This is a genomic window from Spirillospora sp. CA-108201 (assembly GCF_050936235.1).
Taxonomy (GTDB): domain Bacteria; phylum Actinomycetota; class Actinomycetes; order Streptosporangiales; family Streptosporangiaceae; genus Spirillospora.
This window is the reverse complement of the sequence record NZ_JBNJNE010000001.1, coordinates 1392380-1414860: the sequence shown is the minus strand read 5'-3', so window position 1 is coordinate 1414860 and position 22481 is coordinate 1392380. Positions and strand designations below refer to the sequence as shown.

Annotated in this window: 18 protein-coding genes and 1 pseudogene; 9 read left to right on the top strand and 10 right to left on the bottom strand. The window is 70.1% G+C overall.

Translation table 11 applies throughout. From position 1 onward, the window contains the following. Entirely contained in the window at positions 1-546 is a 546-nt protein-coding gene (locus tag ACQEU6_RS06840; protein WP_499329787.1) for a TetR/AcrR family transcriptional regulator, read from the top strand. Between the two features lie 73 nt (positions 547-619). On the opposite strand, the gene ACQEU6_RS06835 is transcribed toward ACQEU6_RS06840, so the two are convergent. Continuing rightward, complete coding sequence (locus ACQEU6_RS06835) at positions 620-1591, bottom strand: LysR family transcriptional regulator (RefSeq protein ID WP_499329783.1); 972 nt, start codon at positions 1589-1591, stop codon at positions 620-622. Positions 1592-1700: 109 nt separating this feature from the next. On the opposite strand from ACQEU6_RS06835, the gene ACQEU6_RS06830 reads away from it, so the two are divergent. After that, complete coding sequence (locus tag ACQEU6_RS06830) at positions 1701-2324, top strand: LysE family translocator (protein ID WP_499329778.1); 624 nt, start codon at positions 1701-1703, stop codon at positions 2322-2324. 121 nt (positions 2325-2445) lie between these two features. On the opposite strand, the gene ACQEU6_RS06825 is transcribed toward ACQEU6_RS06830, so the two are convergent. Then, the gene (locus ACQEU6_RS06825) at positions 2446-3417 is read right to left on the bottom strand and encodes an NmrA/HSCARG family protein (RefSeq protein WP_499329775.1); all 972 of its coding nucleotides are present in this window, start codon (positions 3415-3417) and stop codon (positions 2446-2448) included. Between the two features lie 85 nt (positions 3418-3502). On the opposite strand from ACQEU6_RS06825, the gene ACQEU6_RS06820 reads away from it, so the two are divergent. Both ACQEU6_RS06820 and ACQEU6_RS06815 read left to right on the top strand, forming a co-directional pair. Beyond that, positions 3503-4093: a TetR/AcrR family transcriptional regulator gene (locus ACQEU6_RS06820; protein ID WP_499329772.1), complete on the top strand. Its 591-nt coding sequence runs from the start codon at positions 3503-3505 to the stop codon at positions 4091-4093. A 197-nt stretch (positions 4094-4290) separates the two neighbouring features. Further along, the gene (locus ACQEU6_RS06815) at positions 4291-4467 is read left to right on the top strand and encodes a hypothetical protein (protein WP_499329769.1); all 177 of its coding nucleotides are present in this window, start codon (positions 4291-4293) and stop codon (positions 4465-4467) included. Positions 4468-4508: 41 nt separating this feature from the next. On the opposite strand, the gene ACQEU6_RS06810 is transcribed toward ACQEU6_RS06815, so the two are convergent. Further along, positions 4509-4901 (bottom strand): hypothetical protein, encoded by a 393-nt coding sequence (locus tag ACQEU6_RS06810; protein ID WP_499329767.1) that lies wholly within the window; start codon positions 4899-4901, stop codon positions 4509-4511. Between the two features lie 815 nt (positions 4902-5716). Continuing rightward, positions 5717-7087, bottom strand: coding sequence for an MFS transporter (locus ACQEU6_RS06805; protein WP_499329765.1), 1371 nt, complete (start codon positions 7085-7087; stop codon positions 5717-5719). Between the two features lie 61 nt (positions 7088-7148). Here ACQEU6_RS06805 and ACQEU6_RS06800 point away from each other — a divergent pair, with 61 nt between their 5' ends. After that, positions 7149-7898, top strand: coding sequence for a helix-turn-helix domain-containing protein (locus ACQEU6_RS06800; RefSeq protein ID WP_499329764.1), 750 nt, complete (start codon positions 7149-7151; stop codon positions 7896-7898). Between the two features lie 255 nt (positions 7899-8153). On the opposite strand, the gene ACQEU6_RS06795 is transcribed toward ACQEU6_RS06800, so the two are convergent. The 3 genes from ACQEU6_RS06795 to ACQEU6_RS06785 all read right to left on the bottom strand — a co-directional run bounded on the left by ACQEU6_RS06795 (position 8154) and on the right by ACQEU6_RS06785 (position 11181). Beyond that, on the bottom strand, positions 8154-9125 hold the full coding sequence (locus tag ACQEU6_RS06795; protein WP_499329762.1) for an AraC-like ligand-binding domain-containing protein: 972 nt from the start codon (positions 9123-9125) through the stop codon (positions 8154-8156). Positions 9126-9382: 257 nt separating this feature from the next. Further along, on the bottom strand, positions 9383-9508 hold the full coding sequence (locus ACQEU6_RS06790) for a zinc-ribbon domain-containing protein (RefSeq protein ID WP_499329760.1): 126 nt from the start codon (positions 9506-9508) through the stop codon (positions 9383-9385). Between the two features lie 512 nt (positions 9509-10020). Next, a complete protein-coding gene (locus ACQEU6_RS06785) occupies positions 10021-11181 on the bottom strand; it encodes a serine hydrolase domain-containing protein (protein WP_499329758.1) in 1161 nt (386 codons plus the stop codon). Positions 11182-11453: 272 nt separating this feature from the next. Here ACQEU6_RS06785 and ACQEU6_RS06780 point away from each other — a divergent pair, with 272 nt between their 5' ends. After that, a complete protein-coding gene (locus ACQEU6_RS06780) occupies positions 11454-11786 on the top strand; it encodes a hypothetical protein (RefSeq protein ID WP_499329756.1) in 333 nt (110 codons plus the stop codon). Here ACQEU6_RS06780 and ACQEU6_RS06775 read toward each other — a convergent pair. After that, positions 11708-14998: a glycoside hydrolase family 97 N-terminal domain-containing protein gene (locus ACQEU6_RS06775; RefSeq protein WP_499329754.1), complete on the bottom strand. Its 3291-nt coding sequence runs from the start codon at positions 14996-14998 to the stop codon at positions 11708-11710. The two genes, ACQEU6_RS06780 and ACQEU6_RS06775, sit on opposite strands and share 79 nt — an antisense overlap. 136 nt (positions 14999-15134) lie before the next feature. On the opposite strand from ACQEU6_RS06775, the gene ACQEU6_RS06770 reads away from it, so the two are divergent. The 3 genes from ACQEU6_RS06770 to ACQEU6_RS06760 all read left to right on the top strand — a co-directional run bounded on the left by ACQEU6_RS06770 (position 15135) and on the right by ACQEU6_RS06760 (position 17926). Continuing rightward, on the top strand, positions 15135-16292 hold the full coding sequence (locus tag ACQEU6_RS06770) for an ROK family protein (protein ID WP_499329752.1): 1158 nt from the start codon (positions 15135-15137) through the stop codon (positions 16290-16292). A 39-nt stretch (positions 16293-16331) separates the two neighbouring features. Continuing rightward, the gene (locus ACQEU6_RS06765; RefSeq protein ID WP_499329750.1) at positions 16332-17069 is read left to right on the top strand and encodes a VOC family protein; all 738 of its coding nucleotides are present in this window, start codon (positions 16332-16334) and stop codon (positions 17067-17069) included. A 317-nt stretch (positions 17070-17386) separates the two neighbouring features. Beyond that, a complete protein-coding gene (locus ACQEU6_RS06760) occupies positions 17387-17926 on the top strand; it encodes a DUF1062 domain-containing protein (protein ID WP_499329748.1) in 540 nt (179 codons plus the stop codon). 288 nt (positions 17927-18214) lie between these two features. Here ACQEU6_RS06760 and ACQEU6_RS06755 read toward each other — a convergent pair. Together ACQEU6_RS06755 and ACQEU6_RS06750 are read right to left on the bottom strand one after the other, a co-directional pair. After that, positions 18215-19363: pseudogene (locus tag ACQEU6_RS06755) on the bottom strand (IS701 family transposase); the annotation flags it as partial. Positions 19364-19504: 141 nt separating this feature from the next. Next, positions 19505-22474, bottom strand: coding sequence for a DUF4132 domain-containing protein (locus tag ACQEU6_RS06750; RefSeq protein WP_499329745.1), 2970 nt, complete (start codon positions 22472-22474; stop codon positions 19505-19507). Between the last annotated feature and the right edge of the window lie 7 nt (positions 22475-22481).

Here is a 22481-nt window from a genome sequence, read left to right as displayed (position 1 = left end):
TTGTCCACGGCCAGCGCCCTGTTCTACCGGGAGGGCATCCGCGCGGTCGGGGTCGAGCGGATCCTCGCCGAGGCGCCGGCCACCCGCGCGACGTTCTACCGGCACTTCCCCTCGAAGGAAGACCTCGTACTCGCCTACCTGCGCGGTGTTGACGCCCACATCCGCTCCGACACGCAGGCCGCCATCGAAGCCGCGCCCTCGCCGGCCGACGCGCTGCGCACGATCGGCGCCTCCGTCGCCGACGACCTGGCCAGACCAGAGTTCCGCGGATGTGCTTTCCTCAATGCCGCAAACGAGTACCCCGACCCCAACGACCCGGTGCGGCAGGTCGTCCTCGATCACCGGGCCTGGTACATGGCCACACTCACGGAGCTGTTCGCGCGGGTCTTCGGGGATTCACCGCGACGCGGCAAACCCGAGCACGCCGCCCGGCACTTCGTCATGATGCGCGACGGCGCCATGACCGGCGCCCACCTCGACGGCGTCGAGAGCGTCGGCGGCGCTTTCCAACGCGGCGTCGAGGGCCTGCTCACCGTCCTCCACTGAGCACTCGCACCCTGCGGTGGCCGAAATCGGAGTGGGGCCGCTTGGATCAGGCGGGGGCGGTTCGGAGGGCGCTTCAGGTTCTGTGCGGTGAGTTCGATGAGCCCTGCTCTTGCAGGGGAGCCTCCCAGGTGGCGGTGATGTCGCGGGCGACATCACGTAGGAGGTCGATGAGCATGTCTGCGAGTGGTGTGAGGCCGGCGTCGGTTCTGGTCACGGCGTAGAGCTGGCGGTAGGGCCTGGGGTGGGCCAGTTCGCGATGAGTGGTGCCAGGCGCATGCGTCAGGGCCAGGCGCGAGACCAGGGCCACTGCGATGCCCGTGCCGACGAGGGCCTGGGCGACGTCGTAGGACTCGGTCTCGAACCGGACGGTGGGAGTGAAGCCGGCCTCGCGGGCAGCATCGTGGAACTGTTCGCGGGCGGCATGGCCGGCCAGGATGGAAACCCACGAATCGTCGCGCAGTCGTTCCAGGTGAAACTCGGTGCCCGCGGGCCGCTCGACGGCCAGTGGATGGTCGTCGGGGAGAACCACGACCATCGGGTCCAGCAGAAGCGGGTGGGCCCGTAGGTGTGGGGGCGGCGCGAATGGGGTGCTCCAGGACGCGACGATGGCCACGTCCAGGCGCCCCGCGCTGATTTCGTCCGCTCCGCGTCCGGACACCACGTCGATGACGGAGACGTCGGCCTCCGGATGCCGGTGTCGCAGAGCCGTCAGGGCCGGTGGCAGCAGGTGCAGGGCAGCCGCCTGGAAGGTCCCGATCCGCAGACGGAGCGAGAGGTGGCCGAGCAGTGCGGCCAGTTCCGCCTCGGCTCTGTCCGATGCCTCCTCGACGGTTCGACCGTGGGAGGCGAGCAGCGCACCGGCCGCGGTGAGCGTCGCTCCCCGAGGACCGCGGATGACCAGGGGCACCTGCCAGTCGCGCTCGGCCTTGGCCACCTGCTGGGTGACCGCCGCGGGCGTGAGCTGGAGTGCGTTGGCCGCCGCCGTCAGGGAGCCGTGCCGCTCGATCAACGCGAGAAGCCGTAGCTGTCCCGGATCCACCAGCATTCACTAATCCTAACGCTGAAGCTCGCTCTTTTAACTTCTCTTAGGGGCGCGAGACAGGAAGCCTGGTGGTGCACCCATCGGCCGCACTCCCCGGAAGGGGTTCTTTCCCATGCCCACGCATCTGCCCGTTTTCATCGCCACCACCTTGCTGCTGGCGATGCTGCCAGGCGCGAGTCAGGCCCTGATGATCCGGCAGGTTCTGGAAGGGGGTCAACGTGCGCTCCGAGGCACGCTCGCGGGCAATGCCAGCGGCTTCGTGCTGTGGTCCACGGCCGCCGCGGCCGGGCTGTCCGCCGTCCTGCTGGCCAGCCCCGCCGCGTACGCGGCCCTCCGAATCGCAGGCGGCGTCGTGCTGATGATCCTCGGAGTGAAGACGCTGCGGACCGCGCTCACCACCGTGTCCACCCGCACGCCCTGCGACGGCGAGCGCGGCACTGGCTTCGCGGGCGGGTACCTCACCGGTCTGGTCACCAATCTCGGCAACCCCAAGGCGGGCGTGTTCGCCATCTCGGTGCTGCCCCAGTTCGTGACCGCGGAGGGCCCGGTGTTCCTGTCGACCGTCGGCCTGGGAGCCGTGTGGGCACTCGTCAGCGCCTCTTGGTACATGCTGCTCACCTGGGCCGTCAGCCGAGGGCGCGCCCTGGTGTCGCGGCCGAGCGTCCTGCGGGGACTCAGCGTGACCACCGGCGTCGTCCTGCTGGGGCTGGGCACCGCGGTGGCAGCAGGTGTCTGAGGGCGGAGCGAGGGAGCCGACGACGTACGCCATGACACCGGACGGAACCCGCATCGCCCGCCAACTCCAGGGCCAGGGGCGGCCGGATGTCAGGACGCAGGCTGACCGGTCAACCGCTATCTCATAGTTCGACGCGCGGACGAGCGGCCGCACCGGCTGCTGGCGGATCGGATGGGTCGCCGTCGAGGAGTGCGGCGATGGCTTCGGTGCCGCCTTGGTCCAGCCAGCTTGGGAAGTCCAGCAGGTCCGGGTGGTGGTGGCGCAGGGCGGGGATGTCGGCGCGCCACAGCCCGCGTTGGGCGGTGAAGGCCCGAGTGGCGTCCTCGCTCAGGTTCAGCTCCTCGCCGGCGACCTGCTGGTAAGTGATCTGGCGCCCGAGCCGCCGGCTGATCAGGCGCACGGTGGCCTCGGGGGTCAGTTCGTCGCCTGCCAGCTCCAGGGCCTGGCCGAGATAGGCGGCGGGGTCGGCGAAGGCGAGGGCGGCGAAGGCGCCGATGTCGCTCACGGCGACGAGTTGCACGGGCACATCGGGGGCGAACAGGTGGCGCAGGACTCCGTCGGTGGAGATGCCGCCCAGCCCAAGGCCGGGGATGGCGTGGTTCTCCATGAAGCGCACCGGTCGCAGGACGGTGGCCGGCAGTCCGAGGGCGGCGATGTGCTGCTCGATGGCCCACTTGCTCTCCCAGTAGGAGATGCCGGTGCCTCGCTCGGCACCGCCGACGGAGGCGAAGACCAGGTGGGACACGCCGGCCGCGTCCGCGGCCTCCGACAGGTGACGGCCGCGCCGGATCTCGCGTTCGCTGTCCGGGTCGTCGGGGGTGACGGCGAAGACGCCGTGGGCGCCGGCCATGGCTGCTTTGAGACTGCCGGGATCGTCCAGGTCACCCAGCCGCAACTCGGCGCCCGTTGCGGCCAGTACGCGGGCGGCCGTGGCGGCGGGATCCCGGACCAGAACGCGGACCGGCCAGCCGTCGGCCAGCAGGCGTGCGGCGGTGGCTCCGCCCTGTCGGCCTGTGGCGCCGGTGACCAGGACAGGCTTGCCGGCCCTGCTCGCGGCGGTGGTGGAGAGCGAATGCTCCACGGGCGTGGTCATGTGAGGGACCTCCGGAAACGGTAAAGTCGAGACTGTCCCGAGAAAATATCGAGACAGTCTCAACTTTGCAAGCGAGGGTTTGCTCATGAACACCGGCACACCGCCATCTCGTCGTCGCATGCGCGCGGACGCACGTCGCAACTACGAACGGCTGCTGACGGAAGCGGCGGCCGCGTTCGCCGAGCACGGCGCGGACTTCTCCCTGGAGGCGATCGCGCGCCGGGCCGGGGTGGCCAACGGCACGCTCTACGGCCATTTCCCCACCCGCCGGGCCCTACTGGAGGCCCTGATGGGTGATCGGATGCAGGCCCTGGCCGCGACCGGCGCTGAGCTGCTCACCGCGTGCTCACCCTTCGATGGTCTGGCCACCTGGGCGCGGGCGGCGATGGTGCACACGACGATCTACCGGGGGCTCGGCGCCGCGCTTATGCAGGCCATCGAGGATGAAACCTCCGAACTGCACGCGGCGTGCAAAGCGGTGCTCGCCGCGGGAGAGGAGTTGCTGGCCCGGGCGCGAACGGCCGGTGAAGTACGGCCGGATGTCACCGCCCCGGACCTGTACGCGCTGGTCAACGCGGCGGCATGGGCGGGCGAGCAGAGCTCCCCACCTCAGGGCGAGCGGCTACTGACCTTCGGACTGGATGGATTCCGGACCTCGGCCACCGACCGCGACTGATCGCGCGCCTGGCCTCGGCGATACGACCACTGGTGATCGCCTACATGCGCCCTGATCACGGGACGTGGTCCACTCTCGCTCGTCCACCGCGACCCAGTCCTGCTCCGGCAGCGGCACATCCTCACCGAGGCGGCGCGGGCAAGTCCACGATCACCGTCACCCGGCCGCACCGGTTCCGCACCGCCCCGACCGGCGGGATGAGCGTCGAGACCGTCCTGAACAAGCTCGCCGAGACCGCCGAACACCTCGGTGAGTTCGGCCACCAGCACCGGGTCGACACGGACCAGCACGAAACCGCCGACTGGCGCAAGACTCTCGCCGACCTGGAAGCCGCCGCTGCGACCTTCCGGCGGACTGTGAACCTCATCGCATGATCGGGGCTCCATGGAGGGGCTTGTCGCTCCCGTTCCGCCGCCTACTGGTTGTTGCGGACCCAGATGTACCCCGAGCAGCCTTCCTTGGTGCACGCGTACAAGCGGATCCCGCTTCCCCTGCCCCCGTAGGCGTTCACAGACCGGTCTTCGTAGAAGTTGTAATTCCAGGTCGTCCAGCTAAGAGGCCGGAAGCTGGCGTGAGAGCCTTTTCGGTAGTACTTCCACGCTCCGGAGCGGGTTCGCAGGTAGTTTCTCCACTTCATCGACGTCGGGTTGTCGGTCGTGTAGCCCCCGTCGTACAGCGAGATCTTGTCTCCGTGCTTCACGAAGCACGCTGTCGCGTAGCTGTGCTTCACGCACTCCGTGCCGGCAGCGGCCGTCGCGTTGTGCGCCTGACTGTTGACCGCCGCCTGCGAAGGCGCTAGCGGGATCATCAGCGTCGCTCCTGCGACCACCGTGCTTGCCGCAGCTAAAGCGATCCGAGTACCTGCGCGCATGATCTGCCCAACTTTCCGTGGCGACTGGCGCCCTCATGGGGGCGCATCTCGGGGGTCAGCATGGACAGCCGCCAGCACGAGCAGAAGGCCTTTCCATCACGGCGAAAACCCTTGCCACTGACTCGCGGGTAGGCGTACCTCACACGGCCCCGCACGACCAGCGCAGACAAGGGGTACGGATGATGCACATCCGGTGCCCCATCGCGCCCATGGCGGTGGCGAGCATCGAGGCCATGACCGGCTCGGCGAAGCCGACACCCTGAACGACCTGCGCCGCATCCGCAGCCAGCCCGGGGAGTACCCCCAGGCGACCGGCTGGGGGAGACGGAGACGCTGTGCAGCGTGGGAGAGCTGCTGGTGTAGACGTCTGCATCTGATCGAGCACGCGCGGTAGATGAGCAGGCGTTGGAGCTGGCTCGGCAGATCGGGAGCCTATTGGAAAAGGCGCACGCCTTGGAGGGCATCGCTTGCGCCCTCGCCAATGGGCGGCGGGCACCTCGGCCACGCCAACGCCGAGACCGCCCAGCTCTACACCCTCTTGGACAACGCGGTCGCCGACGGCGAGAACCCGGGCGGCACGACGCCGCCGCGACCGGCGGCGCTGACTTCGACCAGAACCGCTACGCCCCCGGCGACCACACCCGGTGACCGAGAAGTCCAAGCCACAGACGAAGACGCGCCGAACGATTACGCGAGCTCACCAGCATCAAGACGCCTGGCCCGGTAGTGGCTGCCGCAGTTCTGGACCCGTCTTACTGCGGAACCGCTGTCAGTCCGCTCGGCTCGTCGGTCTGGTGTTCGTCAGGACGTTGCGGGCCGCCGGCGCGTGACGGCAGCAGCGCGGCGATGAGCACGGCGCCGAACGCCATGCAGACCGCGCCGGCCGTGAGTCCCCCCGCGTATCCCATGATGGCCAGAGCGGCGACCCCGATCGCGCCGCCGAGTTGCTGGACGCAGGTGAACACGGCCGAGCCGAGACCGGCGTCCTTCTCGGTGGTGCCCTCGACCGCGGCGGCGGCCATGACCGGCAGGCTCAGCCCGTTGCCCACGCTCAGCAGGAGCATGCCGGGCAGGACGTGGGCGGCGTAGGAGTCGCCCGCCGCTACGCCGGACAGCAGCAGCAGACCGGCGATGTTGACCGCGAACGCCGGCAGGAGCGTCCGCCGCGTCCCGAGCCTGAGCGAGATGCGGGAGGACAGCCACATGCCCGCAAGAATGCCGCCGCCGTAGGGGAGGTAGGCGATGCCGGCCTGGAGCGGGCTGTACCCCAGGACGGTCTGCACCTGGATCATCAACAGGAACGACATCGCGTACATCGCCATCGAGAACAGCAGGGTCGCGCCATTGGCGGCCGCCCGCGTCCGCGAAGCCAGGAACGATCTGGGCACCAGTGGCGACGCCGCTCGCGACTCGGCCCTCAGGAACATCGCCCCCGAGGCGGCCGACAGCACAAGGGCGCCGATGACCGTTGGATCGCTCCAGCCTGTCTCGCCGGAGTGCAGCAGCCCATACACCAGCGACACCGCGGCACCGGTGACCAGGGCCGCGCCGGGAACGCCGAGGTGGCGCCGGCCGGGGGCGCGGGACTCCGGGACCAGGCGGGGGAGCAGCGCCAGGGCGATGACGACGACGGGCAGGTTGATCAGGAAGATCCCGCGCCAGGACACCAGGTCGGTCAGGACGCCGGAGATCACCAGGCCGGAGGTCGCGCCCAGGGCCGCGACGCCGCCCCAGATGCCCAGGGCCCTGCTCCGCTCCTTCCGTCCCGGATACAGCAAAGTGATCATCGACATCGCCGCCGGGCCGGCCATCGCCGCACCCGCGCCCTGCGCGAACCGCCCGGTCACGAGCTGCCACGGCTGCTGCGCGAGCCCGCACGCCAGGCTGGCCACTCCGAACATCGCCACGCCGATGAGGAAGACGCGGCGGCGGCCCAGCAGGTCCGCCATCCGGCCGCACAGGAGCAGCAACCCGCCGAAGGCCAGGAAGTAGGCGTTGACGGTCCAGGGCAGTCCGGAGTCGCTGAAGCCCAGGTCGTCGCGGATGCTCGGCAGAGCGACGTTCACGACGGTGTCGTCGAGCACGAGCATGAACTGGACGAGGCACAACACGATCATCGGCATCTGACGACGCTACGATCCGCCGCATTTGACCACAATCCGCGACGAGGCCAGCCTGTGTCGCATGGAGGACAGCCGGATGGAGGACATCGGCGCGATCATCGTCGGCCGGTTCCCGCTGGCCTCGGGGGAGTGGTTCGCGCCGCACAGCCACACCCACCACCAGCTCGCCTGGACCCGGCGAGGCGTCCTGAGCGTCGGCGTGGACGAGGTGTACTGGATCCTGCCGCCCACCAGGGCGCTGTGGCTGCCCGCGGGCGTCGTCCACACGACCGGCGCGACCCGTGAAGCGGTGCTGTGCAGCCTGTACCTGGCACCGGAGCACTGCCCGGTGGACTGGTCCGAGCCCACGGCGGTCGGCGTCGACGGCCTGCTGGCCGAACTGATCGGGTACCTGGCCCGCACCGACCTCGCCGACGACGCGCGGGCGCGCGCCGAGGCGGTGGTGCCCGACCTGCTGCGCCCGCTGCCCACCCGGCCCATCAACGTCCCGCAGGCCACCGACGAGCGGGTCCGGGTGGTGGCGGACGCCCTGCTCGCGGATCCGGCGGACTCGCGCGGCCTGGAGGAACACGCCCGGGCGGCGGGCGTGAGCAGGCGAACGATGACACGGCTGTTCGTCCGCGACACCGGCATGAGCTTCGACCAATGGCGCACCCAGGTACGGCTGCGCGCCGCTCTGCCGCTGCTGGCCGAGGGGCAGCCGGTATCGCGGGTGGCGCACGACGTGGGGTACGCCACGGCGAGCGCGTTCCTGGCGGCCTTCCGCCGCACGGTCGGCACCACGCCCCGCCGCTACCTGCTCAATCGCTGACGCTGTCCCTTCACGGCGACCGCTGGCGACACCGTCACGGTCGAGGGCGGGAGGACGTCCGGCGAGTCTGGTGTCGATCTCGGTTTCGGTCATCTTCTCGTGGACGACGAGACCAAGGCCGGTGAGGGTGTCCAGGGCCTTGCGGCGGTGAAGGGACGCCTCGTCGGGGAGGTGTGCAGTGCCCGGGCGGCTTGCGCGAGCCCGTGGTGGGCGCGCGCTTTGGGTGAGACCGACCTCCGTCAAAGGCTGGTCGCCCTACCTACGCGCGCGCCAATACTGCTCCTCCCTGTACTGGCGCGGAGACAAGCCGTACGCATTGCGGAACGCCTGGGTGAAATGCTGCGGCCTGGAGAACCCCCACCGGGCCGCGATCTCGCTGATCCGACGCGTGGCGAGCAGCGGTTCGGCCAGGTCGCGGCGGCAGTGTTCCAGACGGCGTTCGCGGATCCAACCGGCGACCGTGCGGCCCTGCTCGTTGAACAGTTTGTGGAGGAGGCGCAGGGAGATGTGATGGGCGGCGGCGATCGAGGCCGGCGACAGGTCCGGATCACCGAGGTTCTGCTGGATGAAGGCGTGGATCTGCACCAGGAGCACCCGCCGGCGGGTGTGCAGCGGCACCGCGTCGCCGGCCTCCAACTCGTGGGCGAGGGCGGTGGTCAGCGCCTCCAGCGAGAGGGTGGACACCCTGGCCAGGTCAGTGGGGCTGTACTCGTCGATGTGCCGGGCGAGTTGAAGGAGGAAGGTCGAGGCGAGGGCCCCGACCCCCTGGGCACCTGGAATCCGCACGGCGGTCAGGCGGTCGAGGTCTCGGGCCGGCAGCGGCAGCAGGGCACGCGAGAACCGCAGCACCAGCAGACGAGCGACGGGGGAGTCGGCCGAGAGTGTCGCCGAGTACGGCCGCGAGGTGTCGTAGAGAACCAGGTCGCCGACGCCGAAGGCCGTGTCCCGGCCGTTCTGCGCGGCGTTCCCCGCACCGTCCACGGCGATCCCGAGTTTGCACAACCCGGGGTCGTCCTGGCGGATGAGCTTCGCCGTCCGGTGGATCACATAGGGCGTGGTCGTCATCAGCGCGACCTGAAGTGAACCCAGGTCCCAGATGTCCATACGGGCTTGGAAGCTCATCTCCAGGTCCGGTTCGCAGCTGAGCTCGTAGGGGACCCAGGTTCGGGAACTGACCTCATGCCAGAAGGCGAACCGGTCGCCGGCGGCCAACCCGTTCGTGCTCACGGTGTGCATTTCCGCTTTCAATCTTGGGCGGTTCACGTCCAGGCGAGGAGCGGTCCCTTGCGTACGGACTCGCGTCCTGCCTCCGGGGGAGTTCTTCGTCGCGAAGAGGGGTGCCGGCGCGCGTGCGGCGACAGTTCGCCGGCAGAGCCGCACGCCAAGAAATGAGCCCCGACGCTCGTTGCAAGGCAACGAACGCCGGAGCCGACTATTATCGGTAAAGGTAAAAGTAAATCGGGTTGCCCCGGTGTGCCGCTACCTCAGCCGATTCGAGTGCCGCAGCCCTGGCAGACCTTGGCGTTCTCGCTGTTGTAAGTGCCGCAGGAGGGGCACGGGTACTGGTCGGCGCTCATCGCCCGGCGGACGATCATCGCGATCTTGCGCATCGCTTCTCTCCTTTGATGATTCACGGACGGCCTTTGCCGTCAGCAATCCGAACTGTACGCATCTGTGACCGCCCCAGTGGCGAGAAAGCGTTTCCATTGGGTATTTCAGTGCAGAATGTGCACTCAACTGCAAGAGTCGTGCACGCATTCATAAGAGTGGCGATGGAGTCGCGCTGCGGCGGGGGAGCGAGCCCGGCTCGTCGATGGCCCGAGAGGGCGATGAGCGGGGCGAGGGCTGGATCCGGTTCACCGCCGGGCCCGGTGTGCCAGGGCGGCGCGGCGCGCCTCGATGCGCAGCGATCAGAGCTTCCGGTGTGTGACGTGGAGGAGGCGGTCCCGGACGTGTCAGGGGACCTCGCCCCGGCCCACGGCGGTGATCGTCCGGCAGGGCGCAGGGGCAGGGGGTGTTCGGTGTGCTCGCCTGTCGCGGCGTTCTTGCGCAAAGCGACGGCGAGGGCATCCGGTGGAACCGGATGCCCTCGCCGTCGGTCTCTGGGGGGCCGAAGCCGCCGCTACGAGGACGGGCAGAAGATGGTCCCCATGGCCTTGCCCATGCCTTGGCCCGCTCCGGAGTTGTCCTTGCTGCTCAGGGTGGCCGAAATCGAGAGCTGGCGGCGGCCGTCCTCTGAGTAGAAGGTCATGGCGATGAGGCCGGGGGCGGTCCCGCCCATGATGTAGAGATCGTCGCCGCAGAGGTTCCGGGTTCTGCCCAGGGGCTGCGGGCCACCGGGCAGCCGGTCGGTCAGGACGCGTTGAAGTTCCGGCGGCAGCGGTCTGCCCTGGGTGAACGCCCGCTGGAAGGCGCTGACGTCGTGGGCGGTGGAGACGACTCCTCCAGCCGCCCCGGCGATGCTCGCGTTGAACCGGTCCATGTCGCGCAGCCTGCCGGTGGCGTCGGGGTAGTAGCCGTGGCCGTGCGGGCCCTTGATGCCCTCCGGCGGCTTGACGGGAAGGTACGTCTTGGTCATACCGAGCGGGCCGAACAGGCGCCCGTGCAGCTCGGCGGCCAGGTCGCGGCCGGTCGATCTCTCGATGATCATGCCGAGGAGGGTGTAGTTGGTGTTGGAGTAGGACCACCTCTCGCCCGGTTCCCCGGTCCGGGGCCGGTCGCGGCTCCACTTCACCAGATCCAGCGGCTGGTAGTGGGTCGTGAAGTCGAACACGTCGAACGCGGGGTCTTCGCCCTCGCTCCCGTCCGGATTCGGCTTGGAGTACCAGTCGGGAATGCCGGATGTGTGCCGGAGCATCTGCCGTACCGTGACCTCGTCGGCCCGCTCCACCAGGTCCTTCTCCACCACCACCGGCAGCAGCTCGCCGAGCTTGTCGTCCAGGCCGAACCTGCCCTCCTCGACCAGTTGGAGCACGACGGTGGCCACCATCTGCTTGGTCTGGGACGCGATCCGGAAACGGGCGTTCGCGGGTATCCTCCCGCCCTTGCCCCCCAGCAGCCGGGAGCCCCCGCTGCCCACTCCAATGGATTTCCCGTCGACGTAGGCCCCGCCGACGGCCCCCACGACCCCGGGAGCCTTGGCCAACTCCTCCATCGCCTTCTGCACGTTCCCGACGGGTTCCGGGGCGGCGGTGGCGGGCCCGGCCTGGGCCATCACCAGCATGGCGACACCGGCGGCCAGACCGGCCTTCCTCAACGACGGACGAACGTTCTCGTACGGCACGACGCGCTCCTCTTCACGGTCACCTTCCGAAGCCGCGGCGGCATTTGCTCGGGGCGGACCGCCGCGGTCCACGCGCCCACCGAAGACGGGAGCCTGTTGCGGTGGCGTATGCGATTTCTGATACGCCCGCGATAACACGCGACCTCCGGCTTCGGGAGACCGCCCGCAGTTTGTGATCGCGATGGCCCGACCACTCCGGCCGCCCGAGCGACTCGCCGGTGGCCGCGGCGACGCCTGTGGCTGTACGCGGGCGCGGCCGTCATCGTGGTGTGGTGGCGCTCGACACGAGCGGCGGTGACCGTTTCGGCCCGATGTTCCAGCTGTTCACCGAGATCCCTTGGCTGGGGACCTTCCCCGCGCTGATCCTTCCCGACCTGTCCTTCGCCCTGCCGCTGACGATCTGGATCCTCACCGGCTTCTTCGCCGCGATGCCCTGGGATCTGGAGAAGGCGGCGGTGCCGTTCAGGGTCTCGGCCGAGACCCTTCGGGCACCGCCGCACCGCGCCTCCGCGTGGTGGGCCGCCGGTTACCGGTGGACGACTCCAGGTTCGGGTTCGATGGTGATCGAGTCCAGGTTGACGTTGCCGTCGTCGTTCGCCCCGTAGACGAAGGTCAGCGGCGTGGCCGGGCCGAGGTGGACGCCGGCCCGCACCTCCGACCACGTGTCCCAGGACCCGAGGTCGGGGAGGTGGACCTGGACGGGCTGCGGGCCGCCGGCGAGGGTCATGGTCCGCGTCGAGCCCATGCCGTTGGCGTAGCGGAGGCGGACCGTGTAGAGGCCCTCGGTGGTGACCGGGGCGTCGACCCGCACGCCGCTGTCCTTGGTCTTCAGGCAGGCCACGAATCCGGTGCCGGTGTAGCCGGTGTGGTCGGTGCGCCGGCACGCGCCGCTGACGAGCTGCGCGGACTCCGCCTCGGCCGTGCGCGGTTCGGCGGCGAGCGCCCGGCTCGCGGCCAGCAGGCCGTCCGCGACGTCCGGGGCGATCTGCGCGGCCTCGACCAGGGCGTCGAACCGGCCGAGCGCCTTCCTCATCTCCGTGGCGTCGCCCGCGGACGCGGCGTGGACCGCGGCCTTGACCTCGGCGGCGAGCCTGCCGGACAGGGCCGGGTCGACGGCCCGGTCATCGGCCGCCCCCCGCACCTTGAGCGCGAGGGAGAGGAGCCCCTCCGGTGCGCCGAGCCGGGTGGCGAGCCGGTCGTCGATCGCGGTGCGGGCCTGTGCGCTCACCTCGTCGAGCGGCAGGCCGTAGAGGGCGAGCCGCAGGTCCTGCAGGGCCAGGAGGCGGCCGGTGACGTCGCCCCGGCGGAGCGCGGCCTCGCTCTTGGCGATCGCGGGCTGGAGGCCGGCCGCCGCCGACGGCGTGATCTTGCCGGAACGCCGCAGGTCCTGGACGAGTTCGAGCAGCGAACGCGCCTGCTCCACCCGGACCGGCTTGCCGGAGCCGGCGCCGGACGCGCCCACCGCGACCCGGAAGTCGCCGTCGGGCACTTCGGAGGCGGGCAGCGTCCACTCGACGGTCCGGGTTCCGCCGCCCGCCACGCGGACGGTCCGCGCCTCGCCGGCGGCGCGGCCGTCGAGGAACACCCGGGCCTGGAACCCGCCCACGGTGCTGCCCTCGTTGGTGAGCGGGGCCTTCACGGTGAGGCGCTGGGTGGCCTGGTCCAGGACGGCCTCGGCGGCGCCGAATTCCGCGCGGGGCGCGGAGTAGCCGGAGAGGGCGCGCAGGTCGTCGGCGGTCGCGGGCCTGAGCTTGACCGCCTGACCGCCTCCGCCGACGAGCGACATGGACAGCCGGGTGGAGGACCTGACCAGCGTCCTGCGGATCTCGACGGGCAGCGGGTCGCCCTTCCAGGTGGTCTCCTGGGCGTCGGCGTAGGCCTCCGCCACGAACGTGCCGGGCGGCAGGAACGACAGCGGCACCTGGAGGGTCCGGTCGTTCTCGTCGGTGATCGCTCCGAGGTACCAGTTCTCGCCGCTGCGGCGCGCCGTGGTGGTGTAGTCCCCGATGGCGCTGTCCAGGACGCGGGTCTCGTCCCACGTGGCGGGCATGTCCTTGAGGAACGCGAACCCGGGGTGGGCGGCGTAGTTCTCGGGGGTGTCCGCGAGCATCTGCATTGGGCTGAAGAACGTCGGATACAGGGCCAGCTGCGCGGCCGAGGTCGTCTGGACGCGGGTCCCGAGGCGGGCCGGGTCCCAGGTGACGTTGAGGACGCCGGGCGTGTAGTCGGCGGGCCCTCCCATGAACCGGGTGAACGGGAGGATCGTGGCCTGCGCGGGCGGGTTGCCGCCCGCGCCCATGTAGTTGTGCTGCTCCATGCCCGCGACGCCCTCGCCGGTCATCATGTTCGGGTAGGTGCGCGCGAGGCCGGTGGGCTTGATCGCCTCGTGGGCGTCGACCGTGATGCGGTGCCGGGCCGCCGCGTCGACCACCCGCTGGTAGTGCCGGACGGCCTCCTGGTCGTAGTGGCTGCGGTTGACGCCGCCGAGCAGGTACTTCGTGGCGTAGCCGGTCTTGATCGAGTGGATGCCGAGGGCCTCGTACCTGGAGAAGATCTTCTCCAGGTTCTGGTCGTAGTAGTCGACGTCGCCCCGGGTCTCGTTGTGCGCGATGAACCCGACGCCGTTGGCCTTGGCGTACCGCAGCACCTCAGGGAGGTCGAGGTCGGCCTGCGGGGTGAGGAAGTCCTGGCCGCTCCACGAGCCGCCGGAGTCGGTGTTCCAGCCCTCGGCCAGCACGAACTTGGCGCCCGCCTTCTTGGCCAGGTCGACGTACTGCTTGACCCGCGCGGTGGTCGCGCCGTGGTTCGGTCCGGCGTTCCAGGTGGTGGCGCGCCGCTGCAGCTCCCACCAGACGCCGACGTAGGTCGCGGGCTCGATCCAGGACGTGTCGCCGCAGATCGCGCACGGGTCGTTGAGGTTCTCGGTCAGGTGGGACTCGCCGAGGTCGCCGGGCCGCTCACCCGTGGTCAGGGTGCGCCAGGGCGTGGAGAACTCGCCGTTCAGCTTGGCCTTCGTGCCGTCGGGGAGGCTGATCAGGTCGCTGGAGAACGCGCCGGGCCGTCCCGGCACCGCCTTCAGGGTCATGCTGGGGTAGTCGGTCAGGTCGGCCTCGTGCACCACCACGTAGGAGCCGGCGGCGGGGGAGGCGGTGATCGGGGTCTGCGCGGTGGGGACGCTGGACAGGGGCAGGTCGCGGTAGTGCTTCTCGTCGGCGGTCCAGTTGGTGCCCGCGGCGATGGACCAGCTCCTGGCGGCGGGTTCGAAGGCGAACTCGGTCTGCTCGGCGGTGACGGTGTAGGCGTCGAGGCCGGGCTGTCCGGGGAAGTGGTAGCGGAACCCGACGCCGTCGTCGAAGACCCGGAACACCAGGTCGAGCTTGAACCCGGTCCCGGCCTGGACGGCGTGGACGGTGAGCTCGTTCGCGTGGTTCCTGACCTTGCTGGACGTGCCCCAGACGGGCTTCCACGTCTCGTCGATCGTGCGCCGTTCGACGGACCGGATGGACATGTCCCGCGTGAGGCTGGACCGTCCGGCGAGATCCATGCCGAGTCCGGACGCGCCGACGAGGACCCTGCCGCGCTCCTTCACGCTGTAGGTCAGGCGGCCGTTCTCGGTGGCGATGGCCACGCGCAGATCGCCGTCGGGTGACCTGACGGTCCGGGCGTCCTTCCCGGCGGCCTCGGCGAGTCCGCCCGAGGGGGCGGGCTCGGCGGCTCGGGCCGGAGCGGCCGCGAGCGCTCCCGGGACCATGAGGGCCGCCGCCGCGACGAGCGATGCCGCCCGTCTTCTTCGCCACTTGGTGCCTGCACGGCCCATATGCGTCTCCCTGGGGGTGGGGGTGGAACGCTCCACAAACGGTCCGGTGATCGTAGATTGGACAAATCTCTATGGTCAACACTCTAAAAAAGTATTATTTTGTGTGTTCAACGCTCTAATTGGATATCGTGGTCCGGTGCCCACCCCACCGAACCCGCGGATCGAGCGCAGCAGGCGCGCGATCCTCGACGCGCTGAACCAGTCCTTTCCCGCGACCCGGCAGGAGCTGAGCCGCCGCACCGGGCTCGCACCGAGCACGGTGGCGGGGATCGTCCGGGGACTGCTGGCCGAAGGACTGGTGCACGAGCACCCGGCCGCCGAGCGCGCGGGCCGCGGCAGGCCGTCCTCCCCGCTGTCGCCGCACCGCCCCCCGGGGTATCTCGTCGGCATCGACTTCGGGCACACGCACGTCTCCGCGGCCCTCGCCTCGACCGCGCAGGACGTCGTCGCCGAGGAACGGGCGCCCGTCGACGTGGACGGCTCGGCGGGCAACGCGCTCGACCGGGCGGGGGACCTGGTCGCCGGCCTGCTCGACCGGGCGGGGGTCCCGGCCGGCCAGGTGCTGCGGACGGTGGCGGGGATCCCGGGGCCGATCAACCAGGCGACCGGCCGGATCCAGTCGGCCACGATCCTCGCGGGCTGGGCCGGCGTCCGGCCGCGGGAGGAGCTCACCGCCCGGCTCGGCGGCGAGGTGGTGATCGCGAACGACGCGGAGCTCGCCGCGCTGGCCGAGCACACGCACGGGGCCGCCCGGGGCGTGTCCGACCTGATCTACGTGAAGGCGTCCCACGGCATCGGGGCCGGGCTGATCCTCGCGGGCCGCCGGTACACCGGGGCGTACGGCGCGTCGGGGGAGATCGGGCACACGCTGATCCAGGAGGGCGGGGCGCAGTGCCGGTGCGGGCAGCGCGGCTGCCTGGAGTCGGTGGTGTCGATCGGCGAGGTGTGGCGGCAGCTCATCGCGGCGGGCCTCCCGCTTCCCGAACGGCCCGACGACCTGTCCCTGGGCTCCCTGGTCGGCAACCCGGTGGTGGCCCGGATCGTCGCCGACGCGGGACGCCGCCTCGGACGCGTCCTGTCCGACCTGTGCAACGCCCTGGACCCGGCGATGCTCGTCATCGGCGGCGAGCTCGCGACGGGAGGCGACCCCCTCCTGGAGGGGATCCGCGAGTCCCTGCGGCGCTTCGCCCAGCCCGCGATCAGCGACCGGGTCCAGGTGCGGTCCTCCTCTCTGGGCGCCCGCGCCGCCCTGGCGGGCGCTCTGACCCTCGCCGCCGCGGAGTCCGTCCCCTGACGGAGCGACCCCGTCGACCTGGGCTTAGGGTGGGGCGCCATGACGCTGCGACTCGTTCAGGTGAACTTCAAAGCCGGGGATGACTCGGCGCTCGGCCGGTTCTGGGCGGAGGCGCTCGGGTGGGGCACGTCCAGCGAGGGACCCGGCGTGACCAACCTCGAACCCGAGGGCTTCGACTGGCCGGACCCCACCGCCGTGTGCGTCGACCTCGTCACCGTCCCGGACCCCGAGACGGTGGAGGACCGCGTGCACCTGGATCTGGCCACCTCCTCCGCGGCCCATCAGGCGGAGTGGGTCGCGCGCCTGAGGGATCTCGGTGCGACGCCCGTGGACGTGGGCCAGGGCGACGTCCCGTGGACGGTGCTGGCCGATCCGGAGGGCAACGTGTTCTGCGTGCTGGAGCCCCGGGAGATCTACAAGGACACCGGGCCGATCGCCGCGGTGGTGGTCGACTGCGCGGATCCGCGGGCGATGGTCCGGTTCTGGGGCGAGGTGATGGACTGGACCCTGCACGAGGTCACCGATGACCACGCGATGCTGCGCTCCGCGCAGGGAGTCGGGCCGTATCTGGAGTTCCGCCGCGCATCCGGCGCGAGGACATGGTGGAACCGCGTGCATCTCGACCTGCTGCCCCACCCCGTCGACGGCAAGGAGGCGGAGGTGGCCCGGCTGCGGACCCTTGGCGCCACCGACCTCGACCTCGGCCAGGGCGACGTCCCGTGGACGGTGCTGGCCGATCCGGAGGGCAACGAGTTCTGCGTCCTCGGCCGGGCCTGACGACACCAGCGCCTCTGGGGGGCTTGCAGCGCCGGCGAGGTCTCGGCCGGAAAACCGATTGAGCCTTCCTTGCGCGTTCTCATAGGGTGCCTGCGGCCCACATCGCAGTGAAGACAATCGCAGTGAAGACGAAGGGACAAAACTCGCGTGACCCCGCCTGCTCTGTAGACCTGACACCTTCTTCCGCTCACCTGTAGCCGACGCTCTCGTCGGTCCTGCCGGGCTGCCCTCGCGCACCCGGTCATACAGCGTTTGAGGCCGCGCGCAATCGGCCTCGTGTCAGGTCTAGAGAGCTCATGTCCTCACAACCTCATACCGTGCTGCCCTGGGTTGTTCGCCGGACCAGGCTGCCCCTGCTGTCGCTGCGGTGCGTGGACTGCCCGTCGGGGTCGGCCTCCGCCGGCGAGGGCAGGTTCCGCGTCAACGCCAACGGGAAGCTGCTGGACGTGTGGCTGCTGGTCCGCTGCACGCACTGCGATCGCACGAGCAAGCTCGCCGTCCACGAGCGGGCGCCGGTCCGCTCCCTCGATCCGGCGGAACTCCACGGCTACCGCGTCAACGACCCGGAACTGGTGGCGTCCCGGCTGCTGGATCCGCTGCTGGCCCGGCGCAACCGCTTCACCCTGGACTGGACGGGGGCCTGGCGGCTCGACGTCCCGTCGCCATGGCTCGACGAGGCGTGGCCGGTCCAGGTGGAGGTCGTCTTCGACGATCCGGGCCCGGTCCGCCCCGACCGGCTCATCGCGCACGGGCTCGGCCTCAGCAGGAACGAGGTGCTGCGGCGGGTCAGGTGCGACGTTCCGCTGCGCCGTCAGGCGAGCGCCGGGTTCACCTTCACGGTGATGCCCGGGGACTAGTACTACATAGCTAGATCTGGATGATCTGGAGGCGCAGGTGTCGCCTGAAGTGGTGCCTGCGCGCTTCAGCTTGATGGCCACGGCGGAGGGCGGACCAGTAGAGTCCCAGGTCAACAGCGTGATCGTCTTTACCGATCAGGTTGAACAGACGCCGGATCTCTGCGATCGACAGGGCGATCAGTCGCCGGAGAGGCCGTTGAGGTGACCGTCCGGGGGGCGGGTGGTGATTGCTGCCGGTCCGTCTGTTGTGCGCCGCCGGTCGCCGCCGGTTGTCCACAGGGGGCGGGTCCCCTTTTTGGCGGTATGGCGCAGCACGGCGAGAAAGGCCATGGCGAGCATCGCCAGGGTGATGTGGCGGTACCAGGCGCGGTAGAGCCGGAACTGGTATTGCGCCAGCCCCGCTTCCTGTTTGGCGGCCTCGAAACATTCCTCGATCGGCCAACGGGAGCCGATGACCCGGACCAACTCGCATAATCCTTCCCCGCGCGGGTTGTAGGAGTGAAAGTACGCGAGTTCGCCATCGGTGATGTTTCGCCGGAACACGTACTGGTGTCCCGGGAACGGTGCCTCGATCACGGCCCAGTCATAGACCCGGAAGCCTTTCGATCCGATTCCGCAGGCTCGGCGTTGCCAGTCGTGGGGTTTCAGTTGTGCGGCGACGGTCTCGACAATGGCGGGGTCGCCTGTCGCCGAGGAAACGCTTCCGGTGATGACGGTGGTGTTCTTGGGCACGGCCATGCAGTAGGCGATCTGTTGTTCCTCCAGATGACGGCGCAGTCTGTGGTTTTGGCCGAACTCCTCGTCCCCGGCGAACCACGCGAACGGCACCCCTGCCCCGACCGTCCGGTCGATCATGGCCTGGACCTGCTGCGGGCGGGTCATGAACGCCAGGTCCTCGGGGACGCCGGCCTCGGCCCGCCGCTCGGCGTCGGCGCACCAGGAGCGTTCGGGCATATAGAGTTCCCGGTCGATGAGCACCCGGTCTCCGGCCGTGTTGGCGTAGGCCAGGAAAGTGCCGATCTGACAGTTGTCGACCCGGCCGAGCGTCCCGGAGTACTGCCGTTGTACCCCGGCCGACTTCTTTCCCTTCTTAGCGAACCCGGTCGGGTCGGCGATCAGCACCGCCCGGGGATCGGCGAAATACTCCATCGCATAGGACCGCACATCGTCGCGCAGCCCATCGGCGTCCCATGACGTCAGGTTGATGAACCGCTGGACCGCTGTCGGCCTGCGCTCCCCGGTGAACTCCGAGATCGTCCAGGAATTCTTGCGCGCGAGTGGCGCCAGCAATCCCCGCAGGTACTGCCGGAAATGCTCACGTGACTCCGTCCGGTACCATCGGCGCTCGAACCGGACGCACACCGTCTCGAAATCCGAATTCCATCTGTCCAGAACCGCTGCCGTCACCGCACCGGCGCACTCACGAGAGTCAAACATACAGACACCGTTACACCACCCAGTGTGATCACGTAGAGGAATCGTTCGATCGCCCACCGAGATCTAGGCATGTAGTACTAGGCCGTGTTTCCCTGGACCTGCATGATCGCCTGATCATGCAGGTCCAGGCCGTTCCGGCGCTCAGGCGGTCGTCAACTCGACGAGATCGGCGAGGATTTCCGAGGCGGTGATCGCGTCCAGTTCGGAGAACGGCAGCGGCCGGGTCTCGGCGCGCCAACCGAGGTCGGTGCCCTGATTGAGCCAGACGCGGTCGATCCGCTGCTCGGGCCAGTGACCGATGTCACCGACGACGATGCCCGGATCAACGCCGATGACAAGGGCTCGGCCACCGGGCAGTTCGCGGTGAACACCGGTTTGGATGCCGTTGTCCTCGGCGCTGCCCCGCTGCCATCCGCGCCGCTCCATGCCGACCAGCCTGCCGACCGGCACCGTGACGTCGTGGAAGCGTCCCAGCTCGGTGCCCGCGCGCTCGTCCTCGGTCAGCGCGTACGTGGGGCGGCTCAGCTGCGGGAAGGGTTGGTTGATCTCGTAGGCGTCGAACACCTCGGCCCACGCCTCCAGGTCGCCGGACAGGTGGAGCGGATGGGCCACCCTCACTCGGGCCGTCTCGGTCAGGGTCAGCTCGTCGTCCTGGAGGTCGGCGAACGACCGGTCCTCGGCGACGCGGAACGCGCGGCCCCCCTCAGTGATCCACACCAGCCGCCGGGCGACGTGCCGCACGAGGGGATGCTCGACGATGAAGGTCCGGAACTCCCGGACGCTCCACCGCTGCTGCGCGACCATGGCTCGTTCGAAGCGCCGGAGCCGTTCGTCGGCCAGGGTCCGGACGTCCTTCTTCAAGGCGGCGAACCGCTGGTGGGCGGCCGGGGCCAGTTCCTGGTCGTCGCGGACGCCCGGCTTGGGAAGGCCGGCGCGCCGCTGACCGGTGTCGTCGACGATGTACGGCCTGAGCCGCTCGTCGAAGCCGGCGGTGAAGCCGCGCGGGCCGTAATCGAGGAACAACTCGCCCTTCTCGTCCAGCCCGAAGTCGGGAATGAGCCGGTCGGCCAGCTGTTCGGGGCTCAGCCCGAGATCTTTGGCCAGGACGTCGATCCGCTCCTGCGCCTTCCTCCGGAGGCCCTTGTACTTGACCTTGGTCGCCGTGTCGTGGAGGTGCATCAGTGCCACATCGCTGGCGATCGCGAGCAGGACGTCCAAACCCTTGACCGCCTTGGCGTGGCCGCCGTCGCCCGGCCAGGCATGGATCACCGGCGCGAATCTGCGCACCGTTTCGTCGTCGCCGAACAGCCCCAGGGCCGTCAGCACCCAGCCGGCGTCGTCCGTGGCATAGCTCTGCTCGCGCAGGCCCGACGCCTCGAACAACCGCCAGACGAGGGAGGCGAGGGAGGCGGGAGCGCAGATCTCCCTGACGACGTCGATGCCCGCGTACGGCTTGTCCGGCTTGGAGATGGAGAGCATGGTGACGATGTGGTCGACCGCGTCGGCGGGAAGTGCGAGGCCGTTCTCCCGAAGGAGCACTTGGGGGAGGATGTACGGATCCTGCCAGGCCGGCCGCCGCGGAATCTCGGCCGGAAGGTCGTCCAGGGGGTCGGCGGCGAGCAGCGCCTTGGCGGCGTTCGCGGCCTTGGCGCCGTACTCACCGGCCACTTCAAGGACTACCTCGTCGCCTTCGGCCTCGGCGACGCGCCGAAGGGCGGCCTCCGCCTTGAAACGCTGCGGGCCGGTCTTGCCCAGCGCGTCGGGAATGACGGCACGGATCTCCGCCCTTCCCTCCGGCTCTCCCGGCACCCTGGCGGTCAGCGGTTCGAGCCCCTTGACGGTCACCCGCTTGAACGTGGGGCGCTCGCGCGTCCACGGCGGCTCGACCAGCAGCCGCGGCAGGGACTCCGCCGCGGCCTCCGGCGCCCAGCCGGCGGCCGACTCGCCGATCGACTCGACGACTTCGCGCGCCGCCGCGGACAGCCGCGGCAGAACGGCGGTGGTGATGTCGGGACGGGCCGTCACGTGGTCGCGTAGCAGCCGGACGGCGTAGGAGGAGATCGGCGCGGGGCCCGACGCGGCCGCCTCGCTGAGCAGCCGCAGCGCCCGCTGCGGGTGGTGGCGGGCCGTCTCGATCACGGCCTTGTGCACCTGCGGCCGGTCGAGGCGGTCCACCAGGAGCTGGAACGCCTCGTCCGTCGCCAGCACGCCGAGTGCCCGCAGCAACGCGTACGGGTCGCGTCCGATCTCGGTCTCCTCCTCGGCGACGGTGGCCAGCGTCGAGGCCAGCGCCGGACCGACGCCCTCGACGGCCGTGGAGAGCACGCCCGGCCTGCCGTCGAGCCAGGACCACCCGCTCTGGCCGGCGAGCAGCGTGGCGAGCTGGTCGGCCGACCCCATCGTGCACAGGACCATCATCCAGGTGTGGGGCTCCAGTTCAGGCAGGGTGGCGCAGAGTTCGTCGACCCACGCGGTCTGCGTCGGCACCAGGTACGCGGCGGCCAGGCGTCGCATGCCGTCAAGGCGGCGCTCGCCCAGCTCGTCGACGGCCCGCTCGTACTCCGGCTCGTCGGCGGCCGCGAGAAGGCCGCGCACGCGGGTCGCGACCAATCCGAGGCAATCCAGACCCCTGTTGTAACCGGGGTCCTCCTCGTCGAGCTGGCGGAGCCGGAGATGGCGCCGGTCCTCCCGCTTCTGCCAGCCGTAGCCGTCGACGAAGACGCCGCTGAGTTCGACCGTGGCCGCGGCGGCGAACACCAGGCCGTGCTCGGCGATCCACGCGTCCGCGATGGTGGCGAACGGTTCCTCGCCGTACTCGTAGTCGTCCCGTAGCGGCCACTCCGCGGCGAGGACGGCCGCGATCACGGCGGCGCCCTGGGGGTTCGCCTCGCCCTGCAAATATGCGCGGGCGGACCCGACCAGGTCTCTCCGGCTCTGCGGCGTGTCGAGCAGATGGTCTATCTCGTCGCGCGTCTCCTTCACCCACTGCTGGACGACGGAGACGGCGTCGGCGTCGAGTTCGATCGAAGGTCCGGGCGTCCCACCGCGACGTGGATGGAGTGCGACGCGCCAATCGTCAGGGATGACGAGGAGATTCTCGTTCGGGGGCATGTGGAGC

Excerpts from the sequence above, each read along its gene's own strand:
- ACQEU6_RS06805 (WP_499329765.1), bottom strand. The coding sequence starts at position 7,087 with ATGCCGATGATCGTGTTGTGCCTCGTCCAGTTCATGCTCGTGCTCGAC.
- ACQEU6_RS06815 (WP_499329769.1), top strand. The coding sequence starts at position 4,291 with ATGAGCGTCGAGACCGTCCTGAACAAGCTCGCCGAGACCGCCGAACAC.
- ACQEU6_RS06800 (WP_499329764.1), top strand. The coding sequence starts at position 7,149 with ATGGAGGACAGCCGGATGGAGGACATCGGCGCGATCATCGTCGGCCGG.
- ACQEU6_RS06775 (WP_499329754.1), bottom strand. The coding sequence starts at position 14,998 with ATGGGCCGTGCAGGCACCAAGTGGCGAAGAAGACGGGCGGCATCGCTC.
- ACQEU6_RS06835 (WP_499329783.1), bottom strand. The coding sequence starts at position 1,591 with ATGCTGGTGGATCCGGGACAGCTACGGCTTCTCGCGTTGATCGAGCGG.
- ACQEU6_RS06810 (WP_499329767.1), bottom strand. The coding sequence starts at position 4,901 with ATGATCCCGCTAGCGCCTTCGCAGGCGGCGGTCAACAGTCAGGCGCAC.
- ACQEU6_RS06750 (WP_499329745.1), bottom strand. The coding sequence starts at position 22,474 with ATGCCCCCGAACGAGAATCTCCTCGTCATCCCTGACGATTGGCGCGTC.
- ACQEU6_RS06765 (WP_499329750.1), top strand. The coding sequence starts at position 16,332 with ATGACGCTGCGACTCGTTCAGGTGAACTTCAAAGCCGGGGATGACTCG.
- ACQEU6_RS06820 (WP_499329772.1), top strand. The coding sequence starts at position 3,503 with ATGAACACCGGCACACCGCCATCTCGTCGTCGCATGCGCGCGGACGCA.
- ACQEU6_RS06825 (WP_499329775.1), bottom strand. The coding sequence starts at position 3,417 with ATGACCACGCCCGTGGAGCATTCGCTCTCCACCACCGCCGCGAGCAGG.
- ACQEU6_RS06830 (WP_499329778.1), top strand. The coding sequence starts at position 1,701 with ATGCCCACGCATCTGCCCGTTTTCATCGCCACCACCTTGCTGCTGGCG.
- ACQEU6_RS06790 (WP_499329760.1), bottom strand. The coding sequence starts at position 9,508 with ATGCGCAAGATCGCGATGATCGTCCGCCGGGCGATGAGCGCCGACCAG.